The sequence below is a fragment of the Erwinia sp. MYb416 genome, assembly GCF_037479575.1.
Taxonomy (GTDB): domain Bacteria; phylum Pseudomonadota; class Gammaproteobacteria; order Enterobacterales; family Enterobacteriaceae; genus Erwinia; species Erwinia rhapontici.
Genome location: NZ_JBBGYT010000439.1, coordinates 741,224 through 762,330 on the forward strand (window position 1 = coordinate 741,224; position 21,107 = coordinate 762,330).

Consider the following 21,107-nt stretch of genomic DNA (forward strand, 5'->3'; position numbering starts at 1 on the left):
GGTTTAAGCAAAACAGGCTGCTTATGCCATTTCTGTAGGGCTTATTTCTGCAGAACATATCTATATTCGATTTCATCACTTCACTGGCTAAATGAACAAGGTATGCTCTAAGCGTTCCCAATATTTCATACAGTTAAGGACGGGCTATGAGTAAGATCTATGAAGACAACTCGTTAACAATCGGTCATACGCCGCTGGTTCGACTGAACCGCATCGGTAATGGACGCATTCTGGCAAAAGTAGAGTCGCGTAACCCTAGCTTCAGTGTCAAATGCCGTATCGGTGCCAATATGATTTGGGACGCAGAAAAACGCGGAATTCTGAAGCCAGGCATTGAATTGGTTGAGCCGACCAGTGGTAATACCGGTATTGCCCTGGCGTATGTTGCCGCTGCACGCGGTTACAAACTGACGCTGACCATGCCGGAAACCATGAGCGTTGAGCGCCGTAAACTGCTGAAAGCGCTGGGTGCGAATCTGGTGCTGACCGAAGGCGCGAAAGGCATGAAAGGTGCCATCAGCAAAGCGGAAGAGATTGTCGCGGCCGATCCGGACAAATTTGTTCTGTTACAGCAGTTCAGCAACCCGGCTAACCCTGAAATTCATGAAAAGACCACCGGCCCGGAAATCTGGGAAGACACCGATGGCGAAGTTGACGTGTTTATTGCCGGCGTCGGCACCGGCGGTACGCTGACTGGCGTCAGCCGCTACATTAAAAACACCAAAGGTAAAAAAGAGCTGATTACCGTCGCCGTTGAGCCTGTGGACTCGCCGGTCATTGCTCAGGCCATCGCAGGTGAAGAGATTAAACCAGGTCCCCACAAAATTCAGGGTATCGGTGCCGGTTTCATTCCGGGTAACCTCGATCTGAATCTAGTTGACCGCGTGGTATCCATCTCCAACGAGGAAGCTATTTCGACGGCACGCCTCCTGATGGAAGAGGAAGGCATTCTGGCGGGTATCTCTTCCGGTGCGGCCGTTGCTGCTGCGCTGAAACTGCAGGAAGATGAAGCTTTCGCCAACAAAAATATCGTGGTGATTCTGCCCTCTTCTGGCGAACGCTACCTGTCAACTGCGCTGTTTGCCGATCTCTTTACTGAGAAAGAACTGCAACAGTAGTGCCAGAAAGGCGATATTGTCTGAAAAAGCACCCGATCGGGTGCTTTTTTGTGGAGTGCGTCAAACTTTTACCACCCTGTAGATTGATTTTACCCACCAGTGTCTGGTATTTAAGCTGCCAATTATTTCGATCCGTAAAATTAATCGCCGCGTGAACTGGATCAAGCTGAATCGATTTACTGGTTTGGCGCACAAAGCGAAATAGCGGCATAATGGTAAATGGATAAGTACTGGGAAAAACCACGTTCTTTCTCACTCTTCACTCCACCTTACCAGCGCATTTTTTGGCCAGTCTTTGTACCATGCCAGCGCGACTCACTACAGGCTAAAGTTCAGCCACCAGGCTAGACTTTAGATCAACAACACCAAACCAAATTAAGTTGGGGAAACATAATGTTCCAGCAAGAAGTTACCATCACCGCACCAAACGGCCTGCACACTCGTCCAGCAGCTCAGTTCGTTAAAGAAGCTAAAGCTTTCGCTTCAGAAATCACCGTGACCTCTAACGGTAAATCTGCCAGCGCGAAAAGCCTGTTCAAGTTACAGACTCTGGGTCTGACTCAGGGCACCGTGGTTACCCTGTCAGCTGAAGGCGAAGATGAGCAGAAAGCCGTTGAGCACCTGGTTAAACTGATGGCAGAACTGGAGTAATCCGTTCGCTTTCAGCTTCGATAGCGAAGTGTTTCCAGACAGAGTTATGCAATATTGATCGCGAACAGTACGTTCGCGATATTGTTTCCGTAAAGTTACCCAAAACTGACGAAACGGATTGTGTACTCCATCTGGCTCGCTGAGTGGATTAACCGATGTGCAGTCATCCGCGGTTCTCCGCCTCAGATGATTATCAGAGAAAGAAAAGGTAGGGTTATGATTTCAGGCATTTTAGCATCACCGGGTATCGCTTTCGGCAAGGCGCTTCTGCTGAAAGAAGATGAGATTATCATCAACCGGAAAAAGATTTCTGCCGACCAGGTCGACCAGGAAATTCAACGTTTTCTTGATGGTCGTAAAAAAGCTGCCGTGCAGCTGGAAGCGATCAAAATCAAAGCCGGGGAAACCTTCGGTGAAGAGAAAGAAGCGATCTTCGAAGGGCACATCATGCTGCTCGAAGATGAAGAACTTGAGCAAGAAATCATCGCCCTGATTAAAGACGAGCACGCCACTGCGGATGCTGCTGCCTTTTCTGTGATTGAAGGCCAGGCGAAAGCGCTGGAAGAGCTCGATGACGAGTATCTGAAAGAGCGTGCTGCCGACGTTCGTGACATCGGTAAACGCCTGCTGCAAAACATTCTTGGCTTGCATATCGTTGACCTTAGCGCCATCAATGAAGAAGTGCTGCTGATCGCGAAAGATCTGACTCCGTCAGAAACCGCACAGCTCAACCTGAACAAAGTGCTGGGCTTTATCACCGATATCGGTGGCCGCACGTCACACACCTCGATCATGGCGCGTTCTCTGGAACTTCCCGCTATCGTCGGCACCGGTAATGTGACCAGCCAGGTTAAAAATGACGATTTCCTGATCCTCGATGGCGTCAACAATCAGGTGTACGTTAACCCGACATCTGAAAAAATCGAAGAGCTGAAAGCCGTAGCACATCAGTATCTCAGCGAGAAAACTGAGCTGGCGAAACTGAAAGATCTGCCGGCAATTACGCTTGATGGCCATCAGGTAGAAGTGTGCGCTAACATCGGTACTGTGCGTGATGTCGCGGGTGCTGAACGTAATGGCGCAGAAGGTGTTGGCCTGTACCGCACCGAATTCCTGTTTATGGACCGTGAATCACTGCCAACGGAAGACGAACAGTTCCAGGCGTATAAAGCCGTTGCTGAAGCCGTCGGTGCTCAGGCTGTGATTGTACGTACCATGGACATCGGTGGTGATAAAGACCTGCCGTACATGAACCTGCCGAAAGAAGACAATCCCTTCCTCGGCTGGCGTGCGATTCGCATCGCGATGGACCGTCCTGAAATTCTGCATGCTCAGCTGCGCGCTATCCTGCGTGCCTCTGCGTTTGGCAAACTGCGTATCATGTTCCCCATGATCATCGCCGTTGAGGAAGTTCGCTTCCTGAAAGCTGAACTGGAAACCCTGAAAGCTCAGCTGCGCGAAGAAGGCAAAGCCTTCGACGAAAGTATTGAAGTGGGTATTATGGTGGAAACACCTGCTTCAGCCGTCATTGCTCATCATCTGGCAAAAGAAGTCGATTTCTTCAGTATTGGGACAAACGACCTGACGCAGTATACTCTGGCAGTGGATCGTGGTAACGACCTGATCTCCCATCTCTACAACCCAATGTCTCCTTCTGTTCTGACGCTGATTAAGCAGGTTATTGATGCTTCTCATGCCGAAGGTAAATGGACTGGCATGTGTGGTGAGCTGGCAGGCGACGAACGTGCTACACTACTGTTATTGGGAATGGGGCTGGACGAATTCAGCATGAGTGCCATTTCTATTCCACGCATTAAGAAAATTATTCGTAATACGAATTTTGAAGATGCGAAGGCATTGGCAGAGCAGGCTCTGGCTCAACCTACAGCGGACGAGTTGATGAACCTGGTCAACAAGTTCATTGAAGAAAAAACACTCTGCTGAGACCTGGACACGCTGGCCCAATATTACTGCTTAGGAGAAGAACATGGGTTTGTTTTCAAAACTTTTTGGCGATAAGTCTGATTCCGCATCAGGTGCCATCGAGATCGTAGCACCTCTGTCGGGTGAAATCGTCAATATCGAAGACGTTCCAGACGTGGTGTTTGCGGAGAAGATTGTTGGCGACGGTATCGCTATCAAACCTACTGGCAATAAAATGGTTGCGCCGGTCGATGGCACCATCGGTAAAATCTTCGAAACCAATCATGCTTTTTCCATCGAATCAGACAACGGCATCGAGCTGTTTGTCCACTTCGGGATTGATACGGTTGAACTGAAAGGCGAAGGCTTCAAACGCATCGCTGAAGAAGGTCAGAAAGTTAAAAAAGGCGACGTGGTGATCGAGTTTGATCTGGCGCTGCTGGAAGAAAAAGCAAAGTCAACGCTGACCCCAGTGGTGATCTCGAATATGGATGAGATCAAAGAGCTGGTTAAGCTGACGGGTAACGTTGTCGTGGGTGAAACCCCGGTTATCCGCATCAGGAAGTAACAGCGGTCATCGTCGATAAGCCCCCTGATTTCGGTCCGGGGGCTTTTTTTATGAGGAAATTACCAACTGGTCAGCAACGCATCTCGCAGGTTGGGGGCCGGTACGGGAACATCGTCCAGCTCCAGTTGCTGCTCAATATGGTGAAGATGTTCATCCATAATGGTCTGCGCTCGCTCCACCTCCCCTGCCCGCAGAGCAGTAATCACCCCGCGGTGTTCCCGGCACTGGCAATCCGGTGTGTCATTACGCTGATATAACGCGACAATCAGCGAGCTACGCACCATCAGAGTAGAGAGCATCTCACTCAATACCTGATTATCACTGATTTTCGCCAGCAGCAAATGAAACTGGCTCAGCTCACGGATAATATCGCGGCGGTCTTCACGGGCAGCAGCCTCTTCCCCCGCCTGTAAATGAGCTTCTATCTCATCATAATGCAGTGCCATTTTCCCGATGCTGATCCCGGCCAGTACGGCATGTTCAATCGCCCGGCGGGCGATAAACACTTCCCGCGCCTCACGAGCTTCGGGCTGTGCGACCTTCGCTCCGCGATTCGGGGCAATCGTGACGATATGCTGCAACGCCAGCCTCTGTAAGGCCGCCTGCACGTGATTGCGATTGGCTGACAGCACGTCAACGATTTGTGCTTCTACCAGCCGCATACCGGGCTTTAATCGATGCTGTGCGATAGCCATCGACAGAGAATCGACGATGCGCTGTACTTCCTGCTGTCTGGCGCTGGCCACACCGCTCATGTCTTACCTCAACGAAATAAAAAAATGGTGCTGATAGCCGTGGCTAAACCACCCAATGCGGCAAACGAATAGTGAGTTCCAGTCCGCCATCACGGGCGTTCACCGCACTAACTTCCCCTTGATGGGCAGTCACCACTTTACGCACAATTGACAGCCCAAGCCCATAGCCTTTACCTGATAAGGGTGAATTGACACGTACAAAGGGGTCAAAAATACTCGAAAGCTTGTCAGCCTCCACACCGGGTCCATGATCGCGGACGCTAATCACCAGCCAGTCATGTTCCTTGTGCAGGCTAATGATCACCTGCTGGCCGTGCAGGGAAAAACGCAGCGCGTTGCGCACCACATTTTCGACGGCCGAGCGGATCAGGTTCGCATCCCCTTTGACCGTATAATCCTGCTGCTCATCCGCATTCAACAGAATCTCGACGCCGGGGATCTGCGCTTCATAGCGCGCATCGTTGGTGACGGCGTTCAGTAACCCCAGTAAATCAAAATACTGCTCATCGGGCAGGCTCTGATGTTCTGCACGCGACAACGTCAGCAGTTCACCAATCATTTTATCCAGACGACGCGCCTCTTCATCAATACGATCGAGCGAAGCATTAACACTTTCCGGCGTCTGCCTTGCCAGCCCGGTTGCCAGCTGCAAGCGTGCCAGTGGCGAACGCAGTTCGTGAGAGACATCGTGCAGCAGCTCTTCACGCGCTTTGACCAGCACCGACAGGCGCTCAACCATCGCATCGAAGTCCTGTGCCACAACCGAAAACTCATCGTGGCGACGGCGCATCTGTGGGAACAGACGGACCGAAAGATCGCCTTTCGAGACGCGGCCAAATCCCGCACGCAGCTGGCGCATCGGGCGCGTCAGATTCCATGCCAGGAACAGGCTGAACAGCAACCCGCAGATGCCGCCGACAATAAATAGCGGCTCCGGCATATTGAGAATACTGTGCGGACGTCTGCCCATCGTACTGTCAGCACGCAGGCCTGCCACATCATACCTTAGCTGATACTGGCGGCCGTCAGCCCCGGTGACCCATTCCGTCACCTCTTTCGGGAATTCGCCAGGGGCAAGATCGCGGTTTAACTCATCACGCGGTATCACCTGCTGTGGCGGTTTATCCATCAGCCGCACGGAGAAAAAACGCCGATCGTTGGGCGGCCAGTCAACCATCATGTCGTTCAACGCTTCCAGCCCGCCGCGTTGCAGCACCGACACCGCAGAGGTCATCTGCAAATTGACGATACGCTTAGTGGCCATGTTTTCCGGGGGTTCATGATGTTTGCCATACAGACTAAAACCCAGCCACAGCAGCTGGGTAATCGCAATATAGGTCAGCCAGAAGCCCAGCAGGATTTTCCAGAACAGAAAACCACGGAACCCGGATTTCATCGGATACGGTAACCGATGCTGCGCACCGTCTCGATGTTGATGGTGTCTTGCGTCAGTGCCGCCAGCTTCTGACGGATATTGCTGATATGCACATCCACGCTGCGGTCATAGGCTTCACGCGGACGTCCCAGCCCTTTTTCCGACAGCTCGTCCTTTGAGACCACGCGATCGGGGGAGCGCAGCAGGAGATCCAACAGGTTGAACTCTGAGGCGGTCAGGTCGAACGGCTTTTTCTGCCACTCGCTGATACGCGTTGCCGGGTTAAGCGTCAACTCACCCCAGCCAATCACCTCTTTGTTTTCCAGCACCACGGGCTGCTCTTCTACGCGACGCAGCACCGCACGCAGACGCGCCACCAGCTCACGCGGGTAGCACGGTTTCGGCATATAGTCATCCGCACCCATCTCCAGGCCAATCACCCGGTCGATGTTGTCGCCCTTGGCAGTCAGCATAATCACCGGCAGGCGGCCATTCTGACGCACCTGGCGCAGCACATCGATACCGCTCATATCAGGCAGCATAATATCGAGGATCATGGCGCTGTAGTCGCCGGAGAGCGCGCCTTCCACACCTGCTTTCCCCGTTAACACCAGTGAAGCATCAAAGCCTTCGGCAATCAGGTACTGACTGAGCATGGTGCCCAGTTCAAGGTCGTCATCAACCAGTAAAATTTTCATACGGGATCTCTCAATGATACAGCCGCTATTTTCGCCTGTTATCGACGGCTTCGCAGCCGCTTTTACCCAATCCTTACAGTCTAATCAAAGGTGGGGGAAGTGTCAGGAAGGATTTGATGCGCGCAGCGGCAGAAGGTTCGGCCGCTGCGAAGAAATAATGGCAGGTCAGTAAACGCCGGTGGAGAGATAGCGATCGCCGCGATCGCAGACGATCGCCACAATCACGCTACCAGGATGGACGTGGGCAAGACGTATTGCACCGGCAACGGCTCCGCCGGAACTGACACCACAGAATATCCCTTCACGCTTTGCCAGCAGGCGCATCGTCTCTTCGGCTTCCTGCTGCGACATATCCAGAACCTGATCCACCAGCTCCGGACGGAAAATTCCCGGCAGATACGCGGCAGGCCAGCGGCGAATGCCCGGAATGCTGCTGCCTTCCGAAGGTTGCAGGCCGACGATCTGTACGCTCTGGCTCTGCTCTTTCAGATAACGCCCCACGCCGGTAATGGTGCCGGTGGTGCCCATGCTGGACACAAAGTGAGTTAAGCGCCCCGCCGTCTGCTGCCAGATCTCCGGCCCGGTGGTGAGATAATGCCCGAGGGGGTTATCCGGATTGTTAAACTGGTCCAGCACCTTGCCTTCACCGCGTGCCGCCATGGCATCCGCCAGATCACGCGCGCCTTCCATCCCCTGTTCGCGGCTCACCAGAATTAATTCCGCCCCGTAAGCACGCATTGCCGCCTGGCGTTCAACGCTCATATTGTCCGGCATCAGCAGTTTTAAACGGTAACCTTTCATCGCGGCGATCATCGCCAGCGCAATCCCGGTATTGCCACTGGTGGCTTCAATCAGCACATCACCGGGGTGAATTTCACCGCGCAGCTCCGCGTGGTGAATCATCGAGAATGCGGCGCGATCTTTTACCGAACCGGCGGGATTATTCCCCTCCAGCTTGAGCCAGATTTCACTGCCGTTCATGGGCGTCAGGCGCTGCAGTTGAATCAGCGGCGTATTACCGATGGTATTTTCGAGTGTGGTCAAGGTCTGTGAGTTCCCGCATGAAATGGCAAAGGGCCGGAAAAACCGACCCTCTGTACTTTAAAATGACATCAGAGAAAAATATCAGGCGCTTTGTGCAAAGGCAACAGGCCGTAACGCGGTGTCACCGTGGTACAGACGTGCGTGTTGCAAGCCAACGAACAGACGTTCACCGCGAACAGGAGCCACCTGGTCACCGTCCATCACCACGGTAATCGGTTCACCGCTCCAGTCAGCAGGCACCACGACCAGCTGCCAGAAGTGTCCGCGCGGGCTAACTTCCAGTACCTGGGCTGGCAACGGTGTTTCCAGGCTGCTCTGACGGCTGACGTCGATTTCCCACGGGCGCAGGAACAGTTCTACTGGCCCCTGGTGCGCAGGCGCGTAGCCCAGCGGCCAGTGATGTGCGCCAACATGGAACTGAGACCCCTGCACCGCGCCATCGAAGCGGTTTACTTCGCCGAGGAACTCCAGCACAAAGCGGGTGGCCGGATCACGCCAGACATCATCCGGTGTGCCAACCTGCTCAATGTTACCCTGGCTCATCACCACCACGCGATCGGCCACTTCCATGGCTTCTTCCTGATCGTGAGTCACGAACACGCTAGTGAATTTCAGCTCTTCATGCAGCTGACGCAGCCAGCGGCGCAGTTCTTTACGCACCTGAGCGTCCAGCGCACCGAAAGGTTCATCCAACAGCAGGATTTGAGGTTCCACTGCCAGCGCACGCGCCAGGGCGACACGCTGCTTCTGGCCGCCGGAAAGCTGTGCCGGGAAACGGCCAGCAAGATGCCCAAGCTGAACCATCTCCAGTAAGCGAGTGACTTTCTGCTTAATTTCAGCAGCAGAGGGGCGCTCACGACGCGGCAGTACCGTCAGGCCAAACGCGATATTCTCGAACACGGTCATATGACGGAACAGTGCATAGTGCTGGAACACAAAGCCCACCTGACGGTCGCGGGCATGGACCCGGCTGACGTCTTTACCGTGGAAGCTCAGGCGCCCGCTGTTCTGGTTTTCCAGCCCGGCGATAATACGCAGCAGCGTGGTTTTCCCGGAGCCAGAAGGACCCAGCAATGCCACCATTTGACCGGAAGGGATATCCAGTGAAATATCGTTCAGGACTTTCGTCTTGCCGAAGTATTTATTAATGCTACCGATTTCAATGCTCATGCTTCCCCTCCAGTTCCAGACGCTTGCTCTGGCTTTCTAACCGCCACTGCACCGCGCTTTTTAAAAACAACGTTACTATCGCCATCAGGGTCAGCAGCGCGGCGGCGGTAAAGGCCCCGACGGTGTTGTAATCCTGATGCAGTAATTCAACCTGTAATGGCAGCGTATAGGTCTCGCCGCGAATCGAGCCGGAGACCACAGACACAGCACCAAACTCACCGATGGCGCGGGCGTTGGTCAGCACCACGCCGTACAGCAGCGCCCAGCGAATATTCGGTAAGGTCACGCGCCAGAACATCTTCCAGCCCGATGCACCCAGTAATACCGCGGCTTCATCTTCATGACTGCCCTGGCTCAACATCACCGGCACCAGCTCACGCACCACAAACGGACAGGTAACGAAAATGGTCACCATCGCCATCCCCTGCCAGGAGAACATCAGCTGGATATTATGCGCATCCAGCCAGCCGCCCGCCGAACCATTGACGCCCCAGAACAGCAGGTACATCAGCCCCGCCACCACCGGTGATACGGCAAACGGAATATCAAACAATGTCAGCAACAGCTGGCGGCCCGGGAAGGTAAAGCGCGTTACCAGCCAGGCCAGCAGCGTGCCAAACACCAGATTCACCGGGACGGTAATCAGCGCAATCAGCACCGTCAGCCAGATGGAGTGCAGCATGTCGGAATCACTAATGTTGTCCAGAGAGGCCATCAGGCCCTCTGACAACGCGGCGGTAAAAATCGCCACCAGCGGGATCACCAACAGCATCAGCGAGATCAGCATGCCGAGGCCAATCAGAACCCATTTCCCCCACTGAATACGTGCGCGTCCCACGCCCTTAAAATCGGTAACGTCAGCCATTAGTGACCTCCAATACGACGGCCAAAGCGGCTCTGTAAGGTGTTAATCGCAAACAGTAACAGGAGAGAAGCGGCCAGAATCACCGAGGCGATGGCGCTGGCGGCCGGATAGTCAAACTCCTGCAAGCGCACAAAGATCATCAGCGAGGTCACTTCGGTTTTCCACGCAATGTTCCCGGCGATAAAAATCACCGCGCCAAATTCGCCCAGGCTGCGGGTGAATGACAGTGCCGTACCGGCCAGCAGCGCCGGGCCCACTTCCGGCAGCACCACACGGCGAAAACTTTGCCACGGCGTCGCGCCGAGTGTTTCCGCCGCCTCTTCATATTCCGGCCCCAGCTCTTCCAGAACAGGCTGAACGGTACGCACCACAAACGGGATGCTGGTAAAAGCCATCGCCACGGCGATGCCGAGCCAGGTATAAGACACTTTGATACCAAACTGCGCCAGCCACTCGCCGTACCAGCCATTGACGGAGAACAGCCCGGCCAGCGTCAGCCCCGCGACCGCCGTCGGTAGGGCAAACGGCAGGTCCATCAGGCCATCCAGCAGCGCACGCCCGGGAAAACGGTAACGGGTCAGGATCCACGCCATCAGCATGCCAAAGACCGCGTTAAAAATAGAGGCAACCCCGGCGGCCAGCAGCGTCACTTCATAGGCTGCCATAACCTGCGGGTTGGTAATCACCTCCCAATACTGCGCCAGCGTCATCTGCGACAACTGCATCAGCAGCGCACTGATCGGCAGCAGCAGAATCAGACAGGTGAAAAAAAGGCTACTGCCCAGGCTGATACCAAACCCAGGCAGAACGCGTTTACTGCTTGCTGAAAACATTGACTACCGCCCCGCCGCTAACAACTTATCCAGTTCGCCACCACTGACGAAATGGGTTTTCATCACCTGATCCCAGCTGCCAAAATCATCGGCCACGCGGAATAAATCCGTCTGTGGGAAACGATCTTTTTGTTGCGCCATCAACTGGGGATTATTCACACGATAATAAAACTGCGTGATAATTTGCTGGGCAGCCGGGGTATACAGATAGTTTAGATAGGCTTTGGCTGCCGCTTCTGTGTGGTTATGTTCGACATTTTTATCAACCCACGCGACCGGGAACTCAGCCAGAATATTGGTTTTCGGCACGATGACTTCATAGCCATCTTTGGCGTACTGATTGCGGATGGTGTTCACCTCCGATTCGAAACTGATCAGCACATCGCCCAGACCGCGCTCCACAAAGGTAGTGGTGGCACCACGCCCGCCGGTATCAAACACTTCGACGTTTTTCAGGAACTGCGTCATTAACGCTTCCGTCTTCGCTTTATCTTTACCGTCGGTACGATCAAAAGCACCCCATGCAGCCAGATAGGTATAGCGGGCGTTGCCGGAGGTTTTGGGATTCGGGAAAATCAGTTTTACATCGTTACGCACCAGGTCGTTCCAGTCGCGGATATGCTTCGGGTTACCCTTGCGGACCAGAAACGCCATGGTGGAATAGAACGGCGAGCTGGCATTCGGTAAACGCTGCTGCCAGTCGGCGGGGATCAGTTTGCCTTTGTCGTGCAGGATCTGCACATCGGTGACCTGATTGTAGGTCACCACATCGGCTTTCAGGCCCTGCAAAATCGCCAGCGCCTGCTTGGAGGAACCCGCATGAGATTGTTTGATGGTCAGCGTGTCGCCAGGATGCTGCTGCGCCCACTGTTTTTCAAACGGTGCGTTCAGGGCGCTGAACAGCTCACGCGAGACATCATAAGAGCTGTTGAGCAGCTCGGTTGCCTGTGCGCCCGTACTCAGCAATAACGCCAGCGCGGAGGCTGTTACGTATTTTTTTACCGTTGGTAACGTCATTATGCACCCTGTGAGATTCACCGGTCGACCGACCTGAAGTGCGTTCAGTTTATTTATAACCAGGGTAAAAGCTGTAACGGTTTTATATACCGTTTAGTGCTTTGCAAGCAGAAAACGCTATAAGCGTGTGGAATTGATTATGCAGCGAGTGGGAATGAAAACGACTTTGGTGGATAAACGTAGGGGCGGGTCATGACCCGCCCTGTCCTGGCATGCCTGGACCCTACAATGCTGCCAACTGCTCAAGAGACGGCGCATAGAAATAGCTGCCACTGACCGGTTTGGTGAAACGTAGCATCGCATCGAACTTGCCATCGGTTTCACCAAACATGCTTAACAGCTGCTGCTCAATGTTATACAGCGTAGCGCAGTAGGCCAGGAAGAACAGGCCATGGGTCCCGCTGGCCGTGCCGTAAGGCAGGCTTTGACGTAAGATTTTCAGTCCTTTGCCGTTTTCTTTCAGGTCCACACGCGCCACATGAGACGTGGCCGGGCGCGCATCGCCCTCCAGCTCTTCGTTACTCTCTTTGGTGCGACCCATAATCTGCTCCTGCTTATTCACCGCCAGGCGATTAAACATCGGCAAATTATGCTGCCAGCGCTGGCTGAAGACGTAACTCCCGCCCGCATTTTCCCCCTGGTGAATAATCGCTACCGCTTCGCGCTGTTCACCCTGTGGGTTTTCGGTACCGTCGACAAACCCGCTGAGATCGCGATCTTCCGTCCAGCGGAACCCGTGTGTTTCTTCGGCGATGCGAATAGCACTGCCAAATGCTGCCAGTGCGGCTTGTGCCAGACTGAAATTCACATCGTGACGCAGGGACTGAATATGGATCAACATATCGCGCTGGGTGGCCGGTGCCATACCTTTCCCCAGCGGCTGGAAGTCTTTGAGTTCGGCGCTGCTGTTACCCGCGCAGAGGTCGCTCCACAGACCGTTGCCAAAGGCGATGACTGCCCCCAGCCCGGCATCGGGATAGCGTTGTTGCAACTGGGATAGCTGCTGAAGAAATTGCTGGCTGCCACGGCGAACAGCGTCAACATCGCCTTCCACCATGGCTTCAAGATAAATAGCAAAACGGCGATGCTCTAATAAGATGCCGCTCTGAAAATGGGACATGTTGCTCTCCTGGCTCTCAGGTTAATTCTGGTCAGTTTTTCAGAATATGATAACCCAAGTGCATGCCAGGAGAGTGTTCAAACGCAATATTTATGGGGTCTTTATGCTAACCGCATTAGCGGCGCCAGATAATTTTGCTTAAGGTCCAGTTTTTCAGCGTATCGTCAGAAGGCATCAGGCCTTCCGGGCCATGCCAGTCGCCGCTGAAAACATAGCTGATATGCTGGCTGCCAGGGGCTTTACACTCGACGCTGGCACTGTCCGCGCCGCTGGCTTTCTGGCAGGCACCATAGGCTTTGCTGTAGAGATCGCTAAATGCCGTGCCAAACTTCACACCGCTTTCGGTTGTCACGTCGTGGTCCATGATATCGATGCGGTTGACCGTGGTATCACCGACCAGCTCCACTTTCACCTGCTTATCGCTGTCGACGCCCTGCCAGAAGTGGACGATATTCCCATCGGTAGTACGCATCCCCTGGCGCAGGTGATAGCTGCCGTTCAGGGCATCATTCAGCACCTCACGCTGCATCAGCGTGCTGCTGTTCACCTCACCCAGCCCCTGTTCGGTCACCATTAACGATGAACCGAACCAGTGCATCGGTGACAGGCTGGACCACGACCAGGAGACGGGATTCCACCAGGTGGACGAAGACGCGCTATCGGGCTGAGAAGATGAGCCTGCGCAGCCCGCCAGTATCAGGGCAGCCAGCAGTATCGCCGGGCGAAAAGTTTTCATTGCAACTCCAGTATTCATTGTCAGGGGCTTCCGTACTGCTTGGAGTGTGAATTGACCTAAAAGTTTAACTCAGTGATTTTCAGCCGGATCAAAGCAGTCACGTAACCGCCGATATCCCAGCAGTGCCAGAATGGCGAGGCCATCCAGCAGCGTGACCATCAGCACCAGAGAGGATGCGGCTTCATCGTTCTGCCACAGCGCCACCAGCTGAACAGCGAGCGTTAAAACCAGCGTCAGCACCAGCACCCAACGCCATGCCTGCCACAGGCGCGGCAGACGCTGGCGATAACCGGTCAGCAGCAGCCCGAGGGCGGCAGGAACACCTGATGCCAGCCCCAGCCAGAAGACGTGGTTATCCGGATAAAACAGCTCAAGCAGGCTCTCGCCCTGCTGGCGTGACGCACCGGCCGCCACAAACAGCACCCATGTGCGTGCCTGCAACAATAAAATCGCCCAGAAAGAGAGGGGCAGATGGAGCTGGCCTTTGGTGTCGTAATCGTCGGGGGAATATTTCAAAGTAGTGAATCAATACTCGCGATCTTCAATCAGACGTTTGCCCAACAGCAGGCTGTCCACCGTTTCGTAATCCAGCTTTTCATAAAACCCGGTCACGGCATCGTTCTCTTCACGGACCATCACATGGATTTTCGGGCAGCCACGGGCAATCAGCTTTTTCTCCAGGCGATTAATCAGCGCGTTGGCAAAGCCGCGTCCCTGATAATCAGGATGAACGCCAAGATAATAAGCAGAGCCGCGATGCCCGTCGTAGCCGCCCATTAGCGTGCCGACAATTTCACCGCCCACCACCGCGACCATAAACAGATCCGGGTCGTGGTTCAGCTTACGCTCAATATCCATCTCAGGATCATTCCAGGGACGTAACAGATCGCAACGCTCCCAGAGGGTAATTACTTCTTCAAAATCATCTTGCCGGAATGCGCGGATTTCCATGAGATTTGGCCTGTGGTTAAGCATAATTTGCTGATTATCACGTATTCTTCTGTCGGTGCAAGTGTGTTGGTCCGACACAAGTAAAAAAAAGCCCCCCCGGCGAACTCAGTGTTTGAAATACATAGCAAAAGCCTGAAATAGTTCCCTTCTCGCCGCGACCTCATTGTTACGATATAACAATAAGCACTTTTTGCCCCAGGATGTACCATGAAAAAGATAAACCTGTTGACGCCGCTCACCACCCGCCGCCAGTTGCTGCTCTCCGGCCTGGCATTGGCTCTGCTGGCCCGCCGCCCCGTTCGTGCTGCACAGGAAGAGGCTACTCTGCGCGTCAGTCCACGCCCGCACAACGTGGTCAGCTCACCGCCCCCTGCACGCCCGGCCAACAGCAAACGCATTGTGATGATTGATCCGGGCCACGGCGGCATCGATTCTGGTGCGGTGGGGCATGAAGGTTCTGAAGAGAAGCATGTGGTACTGGAGATTGCCCAGCATATCCGCCATCTGCTGAGTGAACATCCTCATATCGAAGTGCGCCTGACGCGCGAAAGCGACCACTTTATTCCACTCGGTGAGCGGGTTGAAATCGCCCATCAGCACGGTGCCGATCTGTTTATGTCCGTCCACGCCGACGGTTTCACCAGCCCATCCGCAAATGGCGCGTCGGTCTTCGCCCTGTCGAATCGCGGTGCCAGCAGCACCATGGCACGCTATCTTTCTCAGCGGGAGAATGCGGCTGATGACGTCGGCGGCGTGAAAGCAGCGGATAAAGATCACTACCTCCAGCAGGTGCTGTTTGATCTGGTGCAGACGGATACCATCAAGAACAGCCTGATCCTCGGCAAACATGTCCTCGGGCAAATACGCCCGGTCCATCACCTGCACAGCCAGCATACCGAGCAGGCGGCGTTTGCCGTGCTCAAGTCGCCGTCTATTCCATCCGTGCTGGTCGAAACCTCCTTTATCACCAACCCTGACGAGGAGAAATTACTGGGCACCACCGCATTTCGTCAGAAAATTGCCGGGGCCATCGCTAACGGCATCGTCAGCTTTTTTGACGAGTATGAGGCGACCAGGCGCACAGGCTGACGTATAATCCACGCGTCTTTTTTTGCACAGGATTTGTTATGAACACTCCGGATATTGCCCAGGTAAAACAGTTTTTGCTCAACCTTCAGGATGAAATTTGTCGCAAGCTGGCACAGGCAGATGGCGAAGCCCGGTTTGCCGAAGACAGCTGGCAGCGTCCCGGAGGCGGTGGCGGGCGCAGCCGCGTTCTGCGTCAGGGCCGGGTGTTCGAACAGGCGGGCGTCAACTTCTCCCATGTCCACGGTGATGCGATGCCCGCCTCTGCCACCGCGCACCGTCCTGAACTGGCCGGACGCAGCTTCGAGGCGCTGGGCGTGTCACTGGTGATCCACCCGGAGAATCCCTATGTGCCGACCAGTCATGCCAACGTGCGTTTCTTTATCGCCGAAAAACCGGGTGCCGATCCGGTCTGGTGGTTTGGCGGTGGCTTCGATATGACGCCCTTCTACGGCTTCGAGGACGATGCCGTGCACTGGCATCAGACCGCTGCCGACCTGTGTCAGCCGTTTGGTGATGAGGTCTACCCGCGCTATAAAAAGTGGTGCGATGACTACTTCCACCTGAAGCACCGTAACGAGCAGCGCGGTATTGGCGGGCTGTTCTTTGACGATCTGAACACCCCGGATTTCGATCAGAGCTTCCGCTTTATGCAGGCGGTGGGTAACGGCTTTACCGATGCCTATTTGCCGATTGTTGAACGCCGTAAAACGCTGCCGTGGGGCGAGCGCGAGCGCGATTTCCAACTCTACCGCCGTGGGCGCTACGTGGAGTTTAATCTGGTGTGGGATCGCGGCACGCTGTTTGGCCTGCAAACCGGCGGGCGCACGGAATCGATTCTGATGTCGATGCCGCCGCTGGTGCGCTGGGAATATGATTATCAACCGGAAGCAGGCAGCCCGGAGGCGGCGTTGTACAGTGATTTTCTGCCGGTTAAGGCGTGGATTTGATTTTTTTCATGCTGTTGCAGTGGTAAGGTCAACGTCTTAAGGCCAAGGTCAACGTCAACGTCTTAAGGTCAAGGGCGTTTCGCTTTCCCGCTGCGCGGGCGAAGCGACAAGGGGCGGCCAGTCGCCGCCGCCCCTTGACCCCGGGCTTGCGGCAGGCGCCGCGCCCGCTTTCAGCGGGTACCTTCGCAAGCGTTGCTCACCGACGGACCACTCGTGACGGCACTTCCCTGTGCCGGCCCGAGCTTTCACCGCCGTCCTGGCGGTTCATCCTGGTTCACATCACTTACTCAGCGCAGCTTAATTGCCGCCTTAACATCAAAACCCAGGTCAAACCCCAAATATTAAAAAACCAAAATGACCAAAAACCCAGAAAGACTTTTTGTATCTGGTCTGTCTGACCTGTCTTTGATTGTTCTTTTGAAGTGGTTTTTGACCTTTTGAGCGGCAATTAAGCCTCGCCGAAGGAGAGCGGATTTCCAGGACGAGCCGACAGGACGTCGGCGAGAGGGTGTGCCGGGACAGGGATGTCCCGTCACGCCCGGTCCGGCGGGAAAGCCGACCGACTGAGGGAACCCGCTTTAGCGGGCGATGCGCCTGCCGCAAGCCCGGGTCCCCAGGGTGGTGGCGACTGGCCGCCCTGGGTCGCTCAGCCCGCGCAGCGGGAAAGCGAAACGCCCTTGACCTGGCCTTGACCTTGACCTTGAGACCTTGACCAGGCCCAGGCAGGCCTGCGCCTTATAGCGGCGCGGTCTGCGCCTCCACCACCGCCAGTGCCACCATATTCACAATGCGCCGCACTGATGAAATCGGCGTCAACACATGGACCGGTTTCGCCATCCCCATCAGCACCGGCCCCACCGTTACACCGTCAGAACAGGAAACACGCAGCAGGTTATAACTGATACGCGCCGCTTCGACGTTAGGCATAATCAGAATATTCGCCGAGCCTTTTAGCGGGCTGTCCGGCATCAGATCCTGACGAATGCTCTCTACCAGTGCCGCATCGCCGTGCATTTCGCCATCAATTTCCAGCTCAGGCGCACGGGCTTTTACCAGCGCCAGCGTGTCACGCATCTTACGCGCGGCAGGTGCATCCGAGGCCCCAAAGCTGGAGTGTGAAAGCAGCGCCACCTTCGGTTCGATACCAAAGCGACGCACCGTTTCCGCCGCCATCAGCGTCAGCTCAGCCAGCTGTTCCGGCGTCGGGTCTTCATTAACGTAAGTATCGGCAATAAAGGTGTTACCGCTCGGCAGCTCCAGCGCGTTCATCGCCCCGGCCACTTTCACGTCCGGACGGAAGCCAAACAGCTTCTCGACGATATCGTAATGCTGCCTGTAATCCCCCACGGTGCCGCAGATCAGCGCATCGGCTTCCCCACGGTGAACCATAATGGCACCGATCAACGTCGGATTGCCGATCACATCACGTTGCGCCTGCTGCGGCGACACGCCACGGCGCTTCATGATCTGGTAATACTCGTTCCAGTACTCCTTAAAACGCGGATCGGATTCGTTGTTCACCACGTCGAAATCTTTGCCCGCTTCGATTTTCAGTCCCAGCTTTTGCAGACGCATCTCAATCACACTCGGGCGGCCAATCAGGATCGGCTTCGCCAGCCCCAGCGTCACCAGCTCCTGGGTGGCATGCAGCACACGCGCCTCTTCCCCTTCGGCCAGCACCACGCGTTTCGGATCTTTACGCGCCTGCGAGAACACCGGTTTCATAAACAGATTGGTTTTGTAGACAAACTCCATCAGCTTTTCGCGGTAGGCGTCAAAGTCAGCAATAGGCCGCCGTGCCACACCGGAATCCATCGCCGCTTTTGCCACCGCCGGGGCGATCTGCACAATCAGGCGCGGGTCGAAGGGTTTCGGGATCAGATACTCCGGGCCAAACGACAGCTCCTGGTCGCCGTAGGCAGAGGCCACTACGTCACTCTGCTCTGCCAGCGCCAGTTCGGCAATGGCATGCACCGCCGCCAGCTTCATCTCTTCGTTGATCGCCGTTGCCCCCACATCCAGCGCACCGCGGAAGATAAACGGGAAGCACAGCACGTTGTTCACCTGGTTAGGGAAGTCCGAGCGGCCCGTACAGATGATAGCGTCCGGGCGCACGGCTTTCGCCAGTGGTGGCAGGATTTCCGGCTCCGGGTTGGCCAGCGCAAGGATCAGCGGGTCACGCGCCATCCCTTTGACCATTTCCTGGGTCATCACTTTCGGACCCGAGCAGCCAAGGAAGATATCTGCGCCTTCGATCACCTCAGACAGCGTTCGTTTGCCGTTATCGGCCACGGCATAAGCCGCTTTGGTTTCCGCCATCGGGGTTTCGCGCCCCTGGTAGATCACCCCTTTCGAGTCGCAGACCACAATATTGTGTTTCTGCATCCCCAGTGCCACCAGCAGGTTAAGGCAGGCAATGGCAGATGCCCCCGCACCGGATACCACCAGCCGCACGTCCGAAATGTTCTTTTTCACTACCCGCAGGCCGTTCAGCACCGCTGCCGTACAGATGATCGCCGTCCCGTGCTGATCGTCGTGGAACACCGGGATGTTCATACGCTCGCGCAGTTTCTTTTCAATGTAGAAGCACTCGGGTGCTTTAATGTCTTCAAGGTTGATGCCACCAAAGGTGGGTTCCAGCGCGGCGATCACATCAATCAGTCTGTCCGGATCCAGCTCGTCCACTTCGATATCAAAAACATCGATACCGGCAAATTTCTTGAACAGTACGCCTTTCCCTTCCATCACCGGCTTGCTGGCCAGCGCGCCGATATTCCCTAAGCCCAGCACCGCCGTACCGTTAGAGATCACCGCCACCAGGTTAGCGCGGGCGGTGTACTTGTCTGCCGCTTCAGGATCGGCGGCGATCGCCAGGCATGGCGCGGCCACACCAGGCGAGTAGGCCAGCGCCAGATCGCGCTGTGTGGCAAGGGGCTTGGTCGGGGAAACCTGAATTTTTCCGGGAACCGGGAATTGGTGAAAATCGAGCGCACTCTGTTTTAACTGATCGTCCATTAGCAGGATCCTTTTTTATGGTGGGGTACAACTGCTCAGTATAGGAGTGCCGGACGGGAGAAAAACTTGAGGGAGTGCATAGAATTGGCATTCAACGATCGGGCGAGGCATGTGCAGGACCGGGCGCGGCCTGCCGCGCCCCTACGATGCCCGGCGCAGGAGTCAGGTATTCCAACCCGCCGCAATGGTCAAATATTCCAGCCGGTCGTAGGGGTCAGGCATGCCTGACCCGTGGAAAACTACTTCGTCATATTCAACAGCGTACGAATGTTCTGTGCTGTAGTCGCAATAATATCAATCGCCCCGGTGCGCAGCGCACCCAGCAACGCCATCGCTTTGGTGTTCTCCGAGGCGATAGCTATCACACAGGGGATTTTACGCAGCTCTTCGATGCTCAGGCCGATAACCCGGTCATTCATCACCGTATCCACATGCAGCCCCTGAGCGTTAAAGAAGTCATAACCCGCCACATCACCAATCACCCCCTGATTCAGGCTGGCATCAATGATCTCATGGGGGGTAAACCAGCCGAGTTTGACCATATAACTGTTTTCATTCATGTCACCGATCCCCACCAGCGCTACATCGGCTTTACGCGCGCGATCCAGCGTCTCTTTGATGGTGCCGTTCTGCATGAATGCCTCTTTCAGCGCACGGTCTTCAACATAGGCCGGGGCATAGAGCGTTTCACTGATACCGCCGAACTTTTTCGCCAGACGGCGACTGATGTGGTCAGCATTGATGGCATCACCGGGGCGGTGCGTCCCGCCAATACCGCTAATAAAGTGGCAGTTACGCGTGGGGACACTGCCTGGATGGTCAGCGACCGCTGCCACGTTACGCCCCTGCCCGACCGCCACCACCGCATTATCTTTCAATGACTGTGACAGGTGCATCGCGACCAGCGCCGCCACCTGACGGCGCTGCTCATCCTCGTCATGATGATCGAGGGCAATCAGCGCACGTTGTAATGGGAAACGTTCCAGTAACTGCTGCTCCAGCCGGGTACTGAAGACCGGGTGATAGCGCACGTTGATTTCAACGATGCCCTCTTCTTTGGCTCGCTTTAACAAGCGCCCCACTTTAATGCGGGAGATACCAAATTTACGCGCAATCTCTTCCTGGGTAATTTCGTCCTGATAGTATGCAACGGCAATTTCCGTCAGCAGTTCAGTGTCCTGAGATAGCGTGTTTTTTTCCATCCGGGCAGTCGTCTCTTCTCGTCGGTTTCG

General features: G+C 55.1%; 21 protein-coding genes. 6 read left to right on the forward strand and 15 right to left on the reverse strand.

The features are described from left to right. The first annotated feature begins 146 nt into the window (after positions 1 to 146). Positions 147 to 1,118, forward strand: a complete 972-nt coding sequence (gene cysK / locus WH277_RS22105) for a cysteine synthase A (protein ID WP_133845955.1) — start codon at positions 147 to 149, stop codon at positions 1,116 to 1,118. Here the strand turns inward: cysK and WH277_RS22110 are convergent. Next, positions 1,093 to 1,374, reverse strand: coding sequence for a hypothetical protein (locus WH277_RS22110; RefSeq protein WP_159336158.1), 282 nt, complete (start codon positions 1,372 to 1,374; stop codon positions 1,093 to 1,095). The genes cysK and WH277_RS22110 overlap by 26 nt on opposite strands. Before the next feature lie 137 nt (positions 1,375 to 1,511). Between WH277_RS22110 and ptsH the strand changes: the two genes are divergently transcribed. From ptsH to crr, 3 genes are all read left to right on the forward strand, one after another. Next, a complete protein-coding gene (gene ptsH, locus WH277_RS22115; RefSeq protein WP_034916267.1) occupies positions 1,512 to 1,769 on the forward strand; it encodes a phosphocarrier protein Hpr in 258 nt (85 codons plus the stop codon). Positions 1,770 to 1,985: 216 nt separating this feature from the next. After that, the gene (gene ptsI / locus WH277_RS22120; protein WP_133845954.1) at positions 1,986 to 3,713 is read left to right on the forward strand and encodes a phosphoenolpyruvate-protein phosphotransferase PtsI; all 1,728 of its coding nucleotides are present in this window, start codon (positions 1,986 to 1,988) and stop codon (positions 3,711 to 3,713) included. A 43-nt stretch (positions 3,714 to 3,756) separates the two neighbouring features. Continuing rightward, positions 3,757 to 4,260, forward strand: a complete 504-nt coding sequence (gene crr, locus WH277_RS22125; protein WP_133845953.1) for a PTS glucose transporter subunit IIA — start codon at positions 3,757 to 3,759, stop codon at positions 4,258 to 4,260. Positions 4,261 to 4,319: 59 nt separating this feature from the next. On the opposite strand, the gene WH277_RS22130 is transcribed toward crr, so the two are convergent. From WH277_RS22130 to WH277_RS22185, 12 genes are all read right to left on the reverse strand, one after another. Continuing rightward, a complete protein-coding gene (locus tag WH277_RS22130) occupies positions 4,320 to 5,015 on the reverse strand; it encodes a GntR family transcriptional regulator (RefSeq protein WP_339506934.1) in 696 nt (231 codons plus the stop codon). Between the two features lie 43 nt (positions 5,016 to 5,058). Beyond that, entirely contained in the window at positions 5,059 to 6,411 is a 1,353-nt protein-coding gene (locus tag WH277_RS22135) for an ATP-binding protein (RefSeq protein ID WP_339506937.1), read from the reverse strand. Further along, positions 6,408 to 7,088 (reverse strand): response regulator transcription factor, encoded by a 681-nt coding sequence (locus WH277_RS22140; protein ID WP_133845950.1) that lies wholly within the window; start codon positions 7,086 to 7,088, stop codon positions 6,408 to 6,410. Before WH277_RS22140 ends, WH277_RS22135 begins: the two co-directional genes overlap by 4 nt. A 165-nt stretch (positions 7,089 to 7,253) precedes the next feature. Then, entirely contained in the window at positions 7,254 to 8,132 is an 879-nt protein-coding gene (cysM, locus tag WH277_RS22145) for a cysteine synthase CysM (RefSeq protein ID WP_133845949.1), read from the reverse strand. An 81-nt stretch (positions 8,133 to 8,213) separates the two neighbouring features. Continuing rightward, entirely contained in the window at positions 8,214 to 9,302 is a 1,089-nt protein-coding gene (cysA, locus tag WH277_RS22150; RefSeq protein WP_133845948.1) for a sulfate/thiosulfate ABC transporter ATP-binding protein CysA, read from the reverse strand. Next, entirely contained in the window at positions 9,292 to 10,167 is an 876-nt protein-coding gene (gene cysW, locus WH277_RS22155) for a sulfate/thiosulfate ABC transporter permease CysW (protein WP_339506939.1), read from the reverse strand. The genes cysA and cysW overlap by 11 nt, the downstream gene beginning before the upstream one ends. Continuing rightward, complete coding sequence (gene cysT, locus WH277_RS22160) at positions 10,167 to 11,000, reverse strand: sulfate/thiosulfate ABC transporter permease CysT (RefSeq protein ID WP_133845946.1); 834 nt, start codon at positions 10,998 to 11,000, stop codon at positions 10,167 to 10,169. Before cysT ends, cysW begins: the two co-directional genes overlap by 1 nt. Before the next feature lie 3 nt (positions 11,001 to 11,003). After that, entirely contained in the window at positions 11,004 to 12,017 is a 1,014-nt protein-coding gene (locus tag WH277_RS22165) for a sulfate ABC transporter substrate-binding protein (protein WP_133845945.1), read from the reverse strand. A gap of 223 nt (positions 12,018 to 12,240) precedes the next feature. Further along, the gene (locus tag WH277_RS22170) at positions 12,241 to 13,137 is read right to left on the reverse strand and encodes a Dyp-type peroxidase (RefSeq protein ID WP_133845944.1); all 897 of its coding nucleotides are present in this window, start codon (positions 13,135 to 13,137) and stop codon (positions 12,241 to 12,243) included. A gap of 115 nt (positions 13,138 to 13,252) precedes the next feature. Then, the gene (locus WH277_RS22175; RefSeq protein ID WP_339506942.1) at positions 13,253 to 13,873 is read right to left on the reverse strand and encodes an RpoE-regulated lipoprotein; all 621 of its coding nucleotides are present in this window, start codon (positions 13,871 to 13,873) and stop codon (positions 13,253 to 13,255) included. 69 nt (positions 13,874 to 13,942) lie between these two features. Beyond that, positions 13,943 to 14,389 carry a DUF2919 domain-containing protein gene (locus tag WH277_RS22180; RefSeq protein WP_171148993.1) on the reverse strand — a complete coding sequence of 149 codons (447 nt, stop codon included), beginning with the start codon at positions 14,387 to 14,389 and terminating at the stop codon, positions 13,943 to 13,945. Between the two features lie 9 nt (positions 14,390 to 14,398). Continuing rightward, positions 14,399 to 14,824: a GNAT family acetyltransferase gene (locus WH277_RS22185; RefSeq protein ID WP_133845941.1), complete on the reverse strand. Its 426-nt coding sequence runs from the start codon at positions 14,822 to 14,824 to the stop codon at positions 14,399 to 14,401. 207 nt (positions 14,825 to 15,031) lie between these two features. Here WH277_RS22185 and amiA point away from each other — a divergent pair, with 207 nt between their 5' ends. Next, the gene (gene amiA, locus WH277_RS22190; RefSeq protein WP_133845940.1) at positions 15,032 to 15,913 is read left to right on the forward strand and encodes an N-acetylmuramoyl-L-alanine amidase AmiA; all 882 of its coding nucleotides are present in this window, start codon (positions 15,032 to 15,034) and stop codon (positions 15,911 to 15,913) included. A 38-nt stretch (positions 15,914 to 15,951) separates the two neighbouring features. Then, positions 15,952 to 16,860: an oxygen-dependent coproporphyrinogen oxidase gene (gene hemF / locus WH277_RS22195; protein WP_133845939.1), complete on the forward strand. Its 909-nt coding sequence runs from the start codon at positions 15,952 to 15,954 to the stop codon at positions 16,858 to 16,860. A 735-nt stretch (positions 16,861 to 17,595) separates the two neighbouring features. On the opposite strand, the gene maeB is transcribed toward hemF, so the two are convergent. Then, positions 17,596 to 19,875 (reverse strand): NADP-dependent oxaloacetate-decarboxylating malate dehydrogenase, encoded by a 2,280-nt coding sequence (gene maeB / locus WH277_RS22200; protein WP_133845938.1) that lies wholly within the window; start codon positions 19,873 to 19,875, stop codon positions 17,596 to 17,598. 239 nt (positions 19,876 to 20,114) lie between these two features. Next, complete coding sequence (locus WH277_RS22205) at positions 20,115 to 21,077, reverse strand: sugar-binding transcriptional regulator (RefSeq protein WP_133845937.1); 963 nt, start codon at positions 21,075 to 21,077, stop codon at positions 20,115 to 20,117. Positions 21,078 to 21,107: the final 30 nt, after the last annotated feature.